Origin of the sequence: Aromatoleum sp., assembly GCF_036675785.1 — a bacterium.
Taxonomy (GTDB): Bacteria; Pseudomonadota; Gammaproteobacteria; order Burkholderiales; family Rhodocyclaceae; genus Aromatoleum.
In genome coordinates this window covers 30,580-44,197 of the sequence record NZ_JAKFEF010000085.1, presented here as the reverse complement: position 1 = coordinate 44,197, position 13,618 = coordinate 30,580, and the positions used below count along the sequence as shown (strand labels likewise).

General features: G+C 66.2%; 13 protein-coding genes. 6 read left to right on the top strand and 7 right to left on the bottom strand.

The features are described from left to right. Nucleotides 1–201: 201 nt before the first annotated feature. Nucleotides 202–600, top strand: coding sequence for a hypothetical protein (locus tag V6M37_RS18360; protein ID WP_332675730.1), 399 nt, complete (start codon nt 202–204; stop codon nt 598–600). Between the two features lie 39 nt (nt 601–639). Next, on the top strand, nt 640–792 hold the full coding sequence (locus V6M37_RS18355; RefSeq protein WP_332675728.1) for a hypothetical protein: 153 nt from the start codon (nt 640–642) through the stop codon (nt 790–792). A 14-nt stretch (nt 793–806) separates the two neighbouring features. Here V6M37_RS18355 and V6M37_RS18350 read toward each other — a convergent pair whose 3' ends face one another. The 7 genes from V6M37_RS18350 to polA all read right to left on the bottom strand — a co-directional run bounded on the left by V6M37_RS18350 (nt 807) and on the right by polA (nt 10,535). Beyond that, on the bottom strand, nt 807–1,964 hold the full coding sequence (locus V6M37_RS18350) for an O-antigen ligase family protein (RefSeq protein WP_332675726.1): 1,158 nt from the start codon (nt 1,962–1,964) through the stop codon (nt 807–809). A 158-nt stretch (nt 1,965–2,122) separates the two neighbouring features. Beyond that, entirely contained in the window at nt 2,123–2,992 is an 870-nt protein-coding gene (locus tag V6M37_RS18345) for a DUF6625 family protein (protein WP_332675757.1), read from the bottom strand. Nucleotides 2,993–2,997: 5 nt separating this feature from the next. Further along, nucleotides 2,998–3,954, bottom strand: coding sequence for a glycosyltransferase family protein (locus V6M37_RS18340; RefSeq protein WP_332675755.1), 957 nt, complete (start codon nt 3,952–3,954; stop codon nt 2,998–3,000). A 13-nt stretch (nt 3,955–3,967) separates the two neighbouring features. After that, a complete protein-coding gene (locus V6M37_RS18335) occupies nt 3,968–4,672 on the bottom strand; it encodes a CatB-related O-acetyltransferase (RefSeq protein ID WP_332675724.1) in 705 nt (234 codons plus the stop codon). Nucleotides 4,673–4,712: 40 nt separating this feature from the next. Further along, nucleotides 4,713–5,825, bottom strand: coding sequence for a glycosyltransferase (locus V6M37_RS18330; RefSeq protein WP_332675722.1), 1,113 nt, complete (start codon nt 5,823–5,825; stop codon nt 4,713–4,715). After that, nucleotides 5,818–7,581, bottom strand: a complete 1,764-nt coding sequence (locus V6M37_RS18325) for a carbamoyltransferase family protein (protein WP_332675720.1) — start codon at nt 7,579–7,581, stop codon at nt 5,818–5,820. The genes V6M37_RS18330 and V6M37_RS18325 overlap by 8 nt, the downstream gene beginning before the upstream one ends. Nucleotides 7,582–7,811: 230 nt before the next feature. Further along, a complete protein-coding gene (gene polA, locus V6M37_RS18320; RefSeq protein ID WP_332675718.1) occupies nt 7,812–10,535 on the bottom strand; it encodes a DNA polymerase I in 2,724 nt (907 codons plus the stop codon). Between the two features lie 77 nt (nt 10,536–10,612). Here polA and V6M37_RS18315 point away from each other — a divergent pair, with 77 nt between their 5' ends. The 4 genes from V6M37_RS18315 (at nt 10,613) to V6M37_RS18300 (ending at nt 13,613) form a co-directional block, all read left to right on the top strand. Then, nucleotides 10,613–11,338 carry a TIGR00730 family Rossman fold protein gene (locus V6M37_RS18315; protein WP_332675716.1) on the top strand — a complete coding sequence of 242 codons (726 nt, stop codon included), beginning with the start codon at nt 10,613–10,615 and terminating at the stop codon, nt 11,336–11,338. 179 nt (nt 11,339–11,517) lie between these two features. Further along, a complete protein-coding gene (locus V6M37_RS18310) occupies nt 11,518–11,844 on the top strand; it encodes a DUF2782 domain-containing protein (protein WP_332675714.1) in 327 nt (108 codons plus the stop codon). Between the two features lie 29 nt (nt 11,845–11,873). Next, complete coding sequence (locus V6M37_RS18305) at nt 11,874–12,815, top strand: homoserine kinase (protein WP_332675713.1); 942 nt, start codon at nt 11,874–11,876, stop codon at nt 12,813–12,815. A gap of 3 nt (nt 12,816–12,818) precedes the next feature. Then, the gene (locus V6M37_RS18300; protein WP_332675711.1) at nt 12,819–13,613 is read left to right on the top strand and encodes a DUF2189 domain-containing protein; all 795 of its coding nucleotides are present in this window, start codon (nt 12,819–12,821) and stop codon (nt 13,611–13,613) included. Nucleotides 13,614–13,618 lie beyond the last annotated feature (5 nt).

Genomic DNA, 13,618 nt, shown 5'->3' with positions numbered 1-13,618 from the left:
CGGAAGGGCGCCTATCTTAGAGCAATGGGCATAAAATCCCATGCCCTTACAACTCGGAGCCCGAGAGTCGAATCCGGCCACTCCGCCGTCCGCCGTCCGCCGTCAATGGAAACTCCCGATCCGCGCCCGAATCGCCACGTTGCGCCTCCTCCCATGACGGACCGAGCATTGCGTCGACCGGCGACCCTGTCCCAGCCTGCGATGGAGCGCATGATCGCGGGCGCGCAAGTCCTGGAGCGGGACGGTTTCGGACCCAAGGTGTATCTGCTCGCCGACGGCGACATCCTCAAGCTGTTTCGGCGAAAGCGCCTGCTGTCTTCCGCGTTGATCCGCCCGCATTCGCGCCGCTTCTGCGACAACGCGATCGCCCTGAAGCGAAAGGACATCCCCACCGTGACACCGCTCCGGGCCTTCCGGCTCGACGACCGGACTTGGACCGCAGTGCTCTATCGGCCGCTGCCCGGTCGCACGCTCAGCGCGCTTCTGCGCGAGTCGGCCGCCGAGTGGCCCGCGCTCGTCCCCCGGCTCGCCCGCTTCATCAACGGGTTGCATGACGAGGGGGTTTATTTTCGCTCGCTCCATCTGGGCAACATCGTGTAGACCCCGGACGGCGCGTTTGGGCTGATCGACATTGCAGACATGCAGATCCGTGGGAAACGGCTCGGCCCGGGGCTCGTGCGGCGCAACCGGCAGCACTTCGAAAAATACGTGCAGAAGGAACGGTTGTCGCTCGACATCCAGGCGCTGTGGGAACACTGCGACCGGCTCAGGCGCATGGATTCCGGCCGCTGACGGCGCGCCCGGCTCTACGCCGACGCGGGCCTTTCCCGGCGGTTGCCGATCAGCGCCGCCGGCAGCAACACGAGCAGCCAGAGCTCGTCGGGGTTGCCGACGAGCTTCGTGCCGTCGAAGTTCAGCATCACGAGGGCCGTGAGCAGATACAGCCCCCACGGATCGCGCCGCACCCATGCGCCGCGCAGCAGGGCCAGCATCAGCGCCAGGAAGATCACGAGCGCGACGAGTCCGCTGTACAGGCCGAGCGCAAGGAAAATGCTGTGGGGATGCGGAATGGGGAGACCGATGCTCAACTGCCGGTCGATCACATGGTCCATGCCACATCCTGTCCACACCCCGCAGGCCATCCAGTCCGCGAACAAAATCGACCAAAGCTCGAGGCGCCCCGAATCCGCACGCTGGAAAAGGCTGACCAGTTTCGGGACCTGGCTTCCCACGAGAAAAGCGATCCCCCCGATGCACGCCGCGACGCCGGCCAGAAGAAACGGGTGGAGACTGCGCCGCCAGACGGCGGCGCAGGCGGTCAGGACCAGCAGCAGCGACAGGCCGACGAGTCCGGATCTGCTCTGCAGCACGTAAGCCATGCAGAAGATGCTCACCGCTAGCGCCGCGGCCAGCTCCAGCCTGCGGTGCTCGCGCAGCCAGACGGGCAGCGCAAGGGCAAAACAGCAGGCCAGCCACATGCTCGTGTAGATCGGCCCGGTCATCCGCGCCGGCAACCAGAGGACGCGCTCACCGACCGCGTAGCGCCCGACGATCCAGTAAGTCACGGCTGATCCGAGCACGTAGATCGTCAGGATCCAGAACAGGCCGCGCGCGAACACCGGCGTCCGGAAGACCGTCGGGTCCGCAAACACCCGGACGAGCAACACGAACAAGGCCACGTACAACACGTGCTTGAAATGCTGCCCGTCCCCCGACCAGATTCCGACGACGGCGAACCAGGCGATCAGCAGGGTCCACAACAGGAGATCCGGGGCCCACCGAAGTCCGCGCCCTCGTCTCCCGACCACCGTCACGAGCGCGGGCAGCGCCAGAAACACGTAATAGACGTTGTTGACCATCTTCGTGGTCGGCAGCAGCAGGAAGCTCGCGATGAACAACAGCAGTGCGAACGTGAAGTAAGCGGTTTCGCGTCCGTCGCGCGAAAAACCGTCGAGAAATCTCACCGCCGGCCCCCGCACGACGAGCCGTCCGCGCAACGCGGCAACGCCCGTCCGATTGCGATGCCCGCCTCCAGGCCGACCACGGTTTGGTCGTGCAGGCCGAAACGGCCGCGACGGGTGACGACAACCCTCAGGTCACTGTCCTTCGAGAATTCCAATGCTCATACCTCCCGGAAACCCTCCCGCGTAATGCTCCACGCATCCCGCTGCGCGAGTTGCGGATCCGGCAGGAGCTGTTCCGCCGCATACGCGGGCCAGGCGCCGGTTTTCCAGGCGATGAAATGAAAATAGGGAAACGCGCGTTCGCCGTCCCGGTCGTTCGTCAGGCGGCCGTTGCGCCAGATCCACCGGGCGGGAAAATCGAGCGAGCCATCGAGCCAGGGCACGCGTCCGTTCGGTGTCGTGAAAGCCTCGACGAATTCGCTGCGGCGCCTCCACGGATTAGCGGAGTCGTAAAGACGCCGCAGCGGCATCGGCCAGTTCTTGTGACGGATGAACAAGCGGCTGAAGGCGCTCTCGTCGAACACGCAATGCTGCGGATCGGCGAGCTTGTCGCGCCACTCGGGAACGCACATGAATGCTTCGCGCATGCGAGTCGTGTTGCGCATCAGGCACAGATGCCCGGATATCCGATTCGCGTGAGTCGACAGCAGCTCGAAGCGGGTCAGATTCACCGCCTCCAGATAAGGGCGCAGTTCGCCGTAGATGACGTCGATGTCACCGAAGGCCCAGTAATCGACGCCGTCCAGCTCGTCCGCGTGGATATATCCGAGTGCCGGTTTCACGTCGCACAGCTTGTAAGGGCTCGCAGGCCGGAAATCGATGTCCAGTCTCGCGGACACCTGCCGACAGTACTCGTCGAAACTGCACTCGCGGAACTCGACATTCGCGGGGGAATCCGCGGGAACGCCGCAATCGGTGAAGAACAACCATTCGATGTCCGGATTGCCTCCGCAACTGCGAAGAAAGAACGACATCCAGAAGGGCCAGCGCCCGAAATACGGAATGACGAAACGGATGCACGGCTGCATGGCGCTCAAATACCCCATCGGTTACGCAAACGCGTCAACCAGTTCGTCGCTGCGCGCGGACGCAGCGGGGGCGCCAGCGCCTCGACAATCTGCGCGCCGATCCGTTCGAACGAATACCGCTCGACCGCCAACGCGCGGCCGCAGGCGGCGATGCGAGCGGCACGCGCGGGGTCGTCCCGCAGGATCGCGAGTTTGCGACGCAGTTCGTCCACGCTCTTGTAGAGCACCAGGTTCTCCAGGTCCACGAAGCCGAGTGCGCGGTTCTCCTCCTCGCCCTGATCGTAGGCAAGCAGCACGCAGCCGCAGGCCATCGCCTCGAAGTTCTTGATCATGTATTCGCCCATGCCGACATCCGCGCTGACGAAGAAGCGGATCCGGTTGAGCGTCTTCAGATAGTCCTCGCCGGAACTCGTCCGGGTGACGACGAGGTTCTCGGATTTGCCGAGCTCATCGAGCAGCTCCTTGCGTCCGCTGTAGGCGTCGCTCTTGGTACTGCCGAGGAATGCCAATTCGATGTCCCGTTCGCTTTCGAGGTCGCGAAGCAGACTCTGGTCGTACCCCTTCGGAACGAACACGGCATCGACCCCTTCGGCCTGTAATCGGCGCGTGACGTCGTAGCCGGAACTGATCACCCGCGCCCAGGGCAGCTTTCGATAGTGCGCCGAAAAGCGTCCCCGATACTTGCAGTCAATGTAGTTCTGGTAGGCGTCATGCTCGAGAATCACGAGGTTCGGCACGCTGCGAATGAAAGACACCTGCCTGATTTCCTGCTTGAAGCGGAGAAAGAACAGGATGCGGTCATAGCGCTCGACGTCGACCTGAGCGCGAAAATAGCCACGCAGATCGGCCTGCTCGTCGCGACTCAGCCAGCGCAGATCGCAGTCGCAATGGTGCTGCACCCCTTCATACAGGCGATCCAGGATGGCCCGCTGCTCGCCTTGAACCAGAAACAGCACTTTCATGATCTCGATCTCATCACGCCGGGCGCAATTCGCGGCAGCCGCGCCGGCGCACCTCGACCCGCTTCCATTGCGCAGCGCTTCTCCCCGGAAGTGCCGCAATCTCGCGCAGGAACTGCTCGGGCCGGTCGAGCGGCAGTTGCCGCAGGACATCGACCGACAGCTCCCACCACGCACTCTCGAGCAAACCGCCGATGACTTCCGGCGCATGGCGGAAGCGGACGACTTTCGCCGGCATTCCGGCGACGACGGCATACGGGGGAACGTCGCGGGTGACGACGGAGCGCGCAGCGATCGCGGCGCCCGTGCCGACGCGCACCCCTTCCATCACAACCGCGTCGCGACCAATCCACACGTCGTGATCGATCGTCGCCGCCTCCCCCTTCGGTTCATAGCTCAGCGCGGTGCTGGTGTATTGGAAGGGGTGCGAGCTGACCCAATCCAGCGGGTGCCCGGCCCTTTCCTGGCCGATCACCACGCCATTGCCGATCGAGCAAAAGCGGCCGATCGAAGATACGTTGATCAGCTCGGAACGACTGCGGATGTATGTCAGCGCGCCAATCTGCAGGCGCTCGAAGCCGGGGAGGACGTGTCCGACCGAAGCCCCCTCCTCGAGCATCAGGACGGCGTTGTCGCCGAAATCGTCGACGCTCACCGCAAGCTTGTAGCCGCGTTCGCGCAGCCAGCGTTTGCAGCGATACGCTCGAAACAGTCCGATCACGCCAGGTATTCCTTGGGAATTTCGAGGGGGCAAGGCGCCTTCAAAGCCGGGCGTTTTCGCCCAGGAGGGGCTTGCACATCGGAAGCTGCCAGAACCGTTGCCGGGCCGCGCGATCCGAGAAGCAGCGCTCGAGCCGCTCGCTCGCGCGGGATGCTTCGGCCTCGACGACGCAGCGCTGCAACTCGCTCGCCAGCCCGCCGACATCGCCGAATGCGAACAGCCGCCCGACCCCGTCGACCACCTCCCTGCCTCCTCCGCAGTCGGAGCAGACGACCGGCACGTCGGCGGCGAACGCCTCCAGCAATACCATGCCGAACGGCTCGCGATCGGACGTCAGCGCAAAAAGATCGAAGGCTTTGAAGTAGCGGCGACCGTCCGGAATCTGGCCGAGAAAGCGCACCCGGGAAGCGATATTCAGCTGGCGCGCCAGGTCTTTCAGATCCGCTTCCAGCGGGCCGCGCCCCATGATCGCCAGCACGCTGCCGTCCGGGAGGCCGGGCAGGGCTTTCGCGAACCCCCGGATCAGCGTCGCCTGATCCTTGTCCGGGTGCAGGCGCCCTGCATTCCCGATCACGAACGCGTCCTGCGGCAAACCGAGCGCCTCGCGCGCCGCCGCACGCGGGAGCAAGTCCCGCTGCACCGCTTCGACGTCGACGCGGTTGTACAGCGTCTCGATCCGGTCCGCCGGCCACGCGGGGAGGCTCGCGCGCAGATCGTCCCGGACCGCATCCGAAACGCCAAGCAGGGACAGTTGGTTGCGGAAAAAATTGGCAAAGATGCGCCGGGACGCGCGCCTGTAATCCCCGAACGCATGATGCACGCCGATCACCGGAAGCGCCGTCGCGACACAGGAGATGTAGATCGGCTTGAAGCGATGTGCGATCACCAGCGAGAAGTCGCGGCCGGCAACGATGGCGCGAATACGGCGCATCGCATCCAGTTTGAGGCCGCGCACATCCTTGCCGTCGTAACCGAGAAAGACCACCTCGTCCGAGGCCGCCTGCGCGGCGACCTCGTCGCTCGGCGGATCGGTCAGGAAGACCGTCGTGACCTTGTATGGCGAATTTCTGAACAGTTCGGCGTACTGCCGCGCGACATCGGCAAACGGGCCGTAATGGCAATGGCAGAACTGGAGTATGCGACGCTCACCCAAGGGCTTCCTCCAAGTCGCCCTTCACCACGAGCACGTCCTCCATGATCAGATACTGCAAGTCCGACCCGTAGAACATGTTCAGCGCGTCGGTCGGTGAGCAGATCATCGATTCGCCGCGGCGGTTCAGCGAGGTGTTCAGCACGACGCCGTTGCCGGTGAGTTTCTCGAGTTCCTTCATCAGGTCGTAGTAGCGCGGGTTGTATTCGCGCTTCAGGACCTGCGCGCGGGACGTGCCGTCCTCGTGCACGACTTCGGGCACGCGCGTCTTCCATTCCTCTGCGACCTCGAACGTGAAGGTCATGAACGGGGCCGGGTGTTCGGTCTGCAGCATTTGCGGGCCGACGGTGTCGAGCATGCTCGGGCAGAACGGCCGCCAGCGCTCGCGGAACTTGATCTGCTCGTTGATGCGGTCGGCGACGCCGGGGGCGCTCGGGCAGCCGAGGATCGAGCGGCCGCCGAGCGCGCGCGGGCCGAATTCCATGCGTCCCTGGAACCACGCAACCGGGTGGCCGGCGGCGAGGATCTTCGCGATGCGGGCGGGCACTTCGGTGTCGCCGTTGTCGATGCGCTCCCACTCGGGCTGCGCCGGGTGCTTCGCGCACGCGGCGACGACGTCCTCGTTCGTGTAGCGCGGGCCGAGATAGACGTGCTCCATCTTCTCGACCACGACGCCGCGCGCATTCGACACGTAGGACGCGGCGCCGAGCGCGGTACCCGAGTCGCCCGACGCCGGCTGCACGAAGAGCTCGCGCACGTCGGGGCGCGCGATGATCTTCTGGTTCAGCTTGACGTTCAGCGCACCGCCGCCGGCGAACGCGAGCCGGCCGGTTTCGCGCAGGATGTCGCCGAGGTAATAGTCGATCATCTGCAGCGCGAGATCCTCGAACAGCTTCTGCATGCTCGCGGCATAGTGGATGTACGGCTCGTCGGCGATGTCGCCGGCGCGCTTCGGACCGAGCCAGTCGACGAGCTTCGGCGAGAAGTAGTAGCCCTTGCCGTCTTCCTTGTAGCGGCGGAAGCCGATCACGTTCGCGTAGTCGGTGTCGACGACCAGCTCGCCGTTGGCGAATTTCGCCAGACGCGAGAAGTCGTACTTTCCCGGGTCGCCGTACGGCGCCATGCCCATGACCTTGTACTCGCCATCGAGCATCTCGAAGCCGAGGTACTCGGTGATCGCGCCGTACAGGCCGCCGAGCGAGTCCGGGTCGTAGAACTCCTTGATCTTGTGGATGCGGCCGTTTTCGCCGTAGCCGAAGAAGGTCGTCGCGTACTCGCCCTTGCCGTCGATGCCGAGGATCGCGGTCTTTTCCCTGAAGCCGGAGCAGTGGTACGCGCTTGAGGCGTGCGCGAGGTGGTGCTCGACCGGCACGATCTGCGTCTTCTTCAGGTCGAAGCCGAGCTGCTGCAGGCACCATTCGATGCGGCGCTTGTAGCGGTGGAAGCGGCGGTTGCCGGTCAGGATCGCGTCGAGGCCGCGGTCCGGCGCATACCAGTAGCGCTTCGCGTAGTGCCAGCGCGCGGGTTCCATGATGCTGATCGGCGCGAACGGGATCGCGACCGCGGTGACGTCCTTCGGCTGGATTCCGGCGAATTCCATGCAGAACTTCGCCGCCTCGTACGGCATGCGGTTCTTCGCGTGCTTGTCGCGGACGAAGCGCTCTTCTTCGGCCGCGGCGACGAGTTCGCCGTCGATGTAGAGCGCCGCCGACGGGTCATGCGTCAGCGCGCCGGAGAGTCCGAGTATGGTCAGAGCCAAGGGAAAGGCCTCGAGATTTCAGCCGCCGCTCCGGAACGGGAGCGGGCGATGTGAAGACGTATGAAAACGCGCAAGTATACCTTGCCCGCGCAAAACGCCGAACGCGTGGTTTCCAGAGCGATTTTCGCGCGGCAGGTGACGGGTGGCGCGACCTTCGTCACCCTTGGGCGCTGGGATTGTCAGGCCCTTGCGTTCCGGCTTCCCGTCCTTGCGTCTTAACCGGTTTCCGCTCAGTGAGCCTCGTCCCAGTTCTCGCCGCTGCCGACTTCGACGAGCAGCGGCACCGCCAGGTCGGCGACGCCGCCCATCAGTGACGGCAGTGTCGCCTTCACCGTTTCGAGTTCGGCGCGCGGCACTTCGAGGACGAGTTCGTCATGCACCTGCAGCACGAGGCGCGACTGCAGCTTCGTGTCGGCGAGCCATTTCCGCGTCGCGATCATCGCTTTCTTGATCAGGTCGGCGGCGGTGCCCTGCATCGGCGCGTTGATCGCGGCGCGCTCCGCGGCCTGCCGCCGCCCCGCCTGGCTCGCGCGGATGTCCGGCAGATACAGGCGTCGGCCGAACACAGTCTCGACGTAGCCGCGCGCCTTCGCATCGGCGCGGGTGCGCTCCATGTACGCCGCGACGCCGGGATAGCGCGCGAAATAGCGGTCGATGTAGGCCGCGGCCGCCGCCCGTTCGAGGCCGAGGTTCTTCGCCAGCCCGTGCGCGCTCATGCCGTAGATCAGCCCGAAGTTGATGACCTTCGCGTAGCGCCGCTGCTCGCTCGTGACCTTGCCCGGCGCGAGTCCGAAGATCTCGGCCGCGGTTGCGCGATGCACGTCCTCGCCTTCGGCGAACGCCTGCGCGAGCCGCGCGTCGCCGGACAGGTGCGCCATGATGCGCAGCTCGATCTGCGAGTAGTCGGCCGACACGATCACGTGGTCGCGCGGCGCGATGAACGCGGCGCGGATACGCCGCCCTTCGGCGGTGCGAATCGGGATGTTCTGCAGATTCGGCTCCGCGCTCGCGAGTCGCCCGGTCACGGCGACCGCCTGCGAAAAACACGTATGCACGCGCCCGGTCTTGGGATTGACCATGCGCGGCAGCTTGTCCGTGTAGGTGCTTTTCAGCTTCGCGAGGCCGCGGTGTTCGAGCAGCAACTTGGGGAGCGGGAAGTCCTCGGCGAGCTGTTGCAGCACCTCCTCGTCGGTCGACGGCTGGCCGGTCGAGGTCTTCTTCACGACCGGCAGCCCGAGTTTGCTGAACAGGATCTCACCGAGTTGCTTCGGCGAGCCCAGGTTGAACGGCTGGCCGGCGAGTCCGTGTGCGTCGCGCTCGAGCGTCATCAGCCGGCGGGCGAGCTCCTCGCTCTGTTGCGCGAGCAGGAACGTGTCGATCAGCACGCCGCTCCGCTCCATGTCGAACAGCACCTGCATCGCCGGCAGCTCGACGTCGCGGTACAGCGCCGCGAGCGCGGGCGCGGCGTCGAGCTGCGGCCACAGATTGCGGTGCAGGCGCAGTGTGATGTCGGCGTCCTCGGCGGCGTATTCGGTCGCGCGATCGATCGCGACCTGGTCGAAGCAGATCTGCCCGACGCCCTTGCCGCACACCGCGACGTACGGAATCGTGTCGAGGCCGAGGTGGCGCTTCGCGAGCGAGTCCATGTCGTGCGGCTTGTCGCTTTCGAGCACGTAGGACTCGAGCAGCGTGTCGTGCTCGATGCCGCCGAGCGTCACGCCGTGGTTCGCGAGCACGTGCGCGTCGTATTTCAGATTCTGGCCGAGCTTGCGGTGGCGGTCGGATTCGAGCCACGGCTTGAGTTTCGCAAGCACCTCGTCGATCGGCAGCTGCGCCGGCGCGTCGGCGTACGTGTGCGCGAGCGGCAGATACGCGGCCTCGCCCTCGACGATCGCGAACGACAGGCCGACGAGCTTCGCCGCCATCTGGTCGAGGCTCGTCGTCTCGGCGTCGAACGCGACGAGCTCGGCGGCTTCGAGCTTCGCGAACCAGCGGTCGAACGCCGCCCAGTCGAGAATGCTTTCATACGCGCTGCGATGCGCGCCGGGTTCGCCGGCCGCGATTTCGACGACGGGTGCCGTGTCGGCCGCCGCCGTCGTGCTTCCGGGCGCCCCATCGATCGCCTGCAACCAGCCCTTGAACTCGAAGCGCTCATACAGCGCGCGCAGCGCGACCTTGTCGTCGTCGCGCGCGGGCAGGTTTTCGAGTTGCACCGGCAGCGCGACGTCGGTCGACACCGTGACGAGCCTGCGGCCGAGCGGCAGGAATTCGAGGTGCTTGCGCAGATTTTCGCCGACCTTGCCGCCGACTTTGGCGGCGTTGGCGACGAGGTTGTCGAGCGTGCCGTACTCGGTCAGCCATTTCACCGCGGTCTTCGGCCCGCACTTGTCGACGCCCGGCACATTGTCGACGGTGTCGCCGACGAGCGCGAGGTAATCGACGATGCGCGCGGGCGGCACGCCGAACTTCGCCGTCACGCCGGCCTCGTCGAGCACTTCGTCGCTCATCGTGTTGACCCAGCGCACACCGGGGCGGACGAGCTGCGTCAGGTCCTTGTCGCCGGTCGAGATCACGACTTCCCAGCCGCGCTCGAGCGCCTGGCGGGTGAGCGTGCCGATGACGTCGTCGGCCTCGACGCCGTCGACACACAGCAGCGGCCAGCCTTCGGCCTTCACCGCTTCGTGCAGCGGCTCGATCTGCGCGCGCAGGTCGTCGGGCATCGACGGCCGGTTCGCCTTGTATTCCGGGTACCAGTCGTCGCGGAAAGTCTTGCCTTTCGCATCGAACACGCAGGCGCGGAATTCCGCCTTGTAGTCGCTTTCGAGCCGACGTAGCATCGACAGCACACCCCGAATCGCCCCGGTCGGCTCCCCCTTCGACGTGCGCAGGTCCGGCAGGGCATGGAACGCGCGGTAGAGATAGCTGGAACCGTCGACGAGCAGCAGGGCGGGCATCAGGGAAATCCTAGGGAGAACGGGGCGAGGCGAAGATCACGAATCGGGGTCGGACCCCGTTTTCCATCGAGAACAATATGACGGCGAAAGAAAAAATCCCCCTCAGTGTCCCGAGCAGCACGACCCCGCGATTCAACGCGCGCGAGTCGTGGCGAATCTTCGGAATTATGGCAGAGTTCGTCGAGGCGACCGAACGGCTCAACGCGGTCCGCCCGGCGGTCTCGATCTTCGGCAGCGCGCGCACGCCGCCCGACCACATGTACTACATGCTCGCCGAGCGGATCAGCCGCCTGCTCTCCGACGCCGGCTTCGCGGTGATCTCCGGCGGCGGCCCCGGCATCATGGAAGCGGCGAACAAGGGCGCGTATTTCGGCAAGAGCCCGTCGATCGGGCTCAACATCCAATTGCCGCTCGAGCAGGCGGCGAACCCGTACCAGGACATCTCGCAGACCTTCCAGCACTTCTTCGCGCGCAAGTTCATGTTCGTGAAGTTTGCGTCGGCCTACGTCGTGCTGCCCGGCGGATTCGGCACGCTCGACGAGCTGATGGAAGCGATGACGCTGATCCAGACCGGCAAGAGCCGCAACATCCCGATCATCCTGGTGCATGAACCGTTCTGGAAGGGACTGCTCGACTGGTTCCGCGACCGCCTCGTCGCCGAACGCATGGTCGGCCCCGCGGACCTCGACCTGATCCAGATCATCGACAAGCCCGAAGACGTCGTCGAGGCGATCTTCAAGCATTACGAGACGCGCGGCTTCCTGCCGCTGCCGGAGGAGCACGAGCTGATGCTGAACCTTTGAGCGGGCTCCGGAACCCGGCGTCGGTGCGCGGCGGTCCAAGCGTCACCGACGTCGGCGGGCGGCGTTTGCCGCTCGCGTCGCCGCCAATGCCGCCGGGTTCGCGGCGGCGCCGACCGCCGCTCCGCGCAAGGCGATTCGACCCGCCTCTGCTAGAATCGCCGGGATCCAAGGAGAGCAACATGCGCCGTGCCCTGACCGTTCTGCTGATGGCCGTCGCCGCCCCGCTGGCGGCCCAGCAACCCCCGAAGCTCGAACCGCTCCCCGAGCCGCCGCCGATCCCGCCGGGCATGACCGACGAGTCGCTCGAGCCCGAAGTCACGATTCTCAAGCGCGGCGAGGACACGGTGCAGGAATACCGCATTCGCGGCCGCCTCTACATGATCAAGGTGACACCGCCGCACGGCGTCCCCTACTACCTCGTCGACCGCGACGGCACGGGCGTGATGGCGCGCCAGGACGTGATGCCGACGCTGGCGGTGCCGATGTGGGTGATCAAGTCCTGGTGATCGCCGCACGCTGACTTCCCGACGATCACATGTCCGTTTTCACCCCGGTTTCCACTGAAGCCCTGTCGGGCTGGCTCGGCCGCTACGCGGTCGGCCGGCTCGTCGTGCTGCAAGGCATTTCGGCCGGCGTCCAGAACAGTAACTTTTTCGTCACGACGACGCTCGGCCGCTACGTGCTGACGCTGTTCGAGGCGATCCCGCGCGCCGAACTGCCGTTCTACCTGCACCTGATGGCCCACCTCGCGCGCCACGGACTCCCGGTGCCGGCGCCGATCGCGGACCGCGACAACGAGTATCTCGGCATCTTGAGCGAGCGTCCCGCCGCGCTGGTCCGCCGCCTTTCCGGCCATTCGGTGATGAACCCGGATGCGCGCCAGTGCGAGCAGGTCGGCGCGATGCTCGCCGGCCTGCATCTCGCAGGCCTCTCGTATGGCCGTCGCCAGGACAACCCCCGGGGCGCGGCGTGGCGCGATGCGACCGCCCGGCGCGTGCGCCCGTACCTGCCCGCCGAAGAACAGGCGCTGCTCGACGCCGAGCTCGCGTTCCAGGCGAGCCTCGACCCCGCGCGGCTGCCGCGGGGCGTCATCCACGCCGATCTCTTCCGCGACAACGTGTTGTGGGACGACGACGGCATCGGCGGCGTCATCGACTTCTACTTCGCGGGCCACGACGCGCTGCTGTTCGACGTCGCGGTCACCGTCAACGACTGGTGCGCGACGGGGTCGGGCGAACTCGACCCCGTCCGCACGATCGCGCTGCTCGACGCCTACAACGCCGAGCGGCCGTTCGAGAACGCGGAGCGCGACTGCTGGCCGGCGATGCTGCGCGCCGCGGCGTTGCGCTTCTGGCTGTCGCGGGCCGAGGATTTCCATCTGCCGAAAGCCGGCGAGCTCGTGCTCGTCAAGCCGCCCGCGGAATATCGCGACATCCTGCGCCAGCGGATCGCGGCCCCGCATGCCCTGCCTCGCTGACCGATGACCGCCCCGCAACCCCACGCTTCCGGCGAGCGCCGCCGGCGCCATCCGCTTCCGCAGCCCGGCCGCGTCAGCCCCGGCGACACATTGCAATGGCTCGCGGCCGGCTGGCGGACCTTCGTCGCGAAACCCGGCATCTGGATCGTCCAGACGCTGATCCTGATCGTAATCCTCACCGCGCTCGGCGTCGTGCCCTTTCTCGGTTGGGCCGTCGCGCCGCTCGCCTTCCCGGTGCTCGTCGCCGGCATGCTGGCCGGCGTCCAGGCGCTCGAACGCGGCGAGCGGCTGCGGATCGACCACCTTTTCGACGGGCTGCGCCGGCATGCCGGCAACCTGCTGATGATCGGCGCCTTCCACCTGTTCGGCGCGCTGCTCGCGGCGCTGATCGCCGCGGCCGTCGGCGGCAGCGCGGCGCTGACCGGGATGCTCGTCGGCGCCTTCGCCGGCATGGGGATGGCGGCCGGCGGCATGATGCTCGCCGTCGTCGTGTTCACGGTGCTCTGGGTGCTGCTGCTGATGGCGTTGTGGTTCGCCCCGGCGCTCGTGATGCTGCAGGATGTCTCGCCGCTCGACGCGATGAAGATCTCGGCGCAGGCCTGCCTGTCGAACCTCGCGACCTTCATCGTGTTCGGCCTGGTGCTGTACGTGCTGACCTGGGTCGCGATGCTCCCTGCCGGGCTCGGCATGCTGGTGCTCGTGCCGGTGCTCGCCGGCGCGCTCTACGCCGCCTGGCAAGACACCTTCATCAAGCGGGCACTCCTGCCGCCGCCTTCCGACTCCGACCGCGAATCCTGAACCGC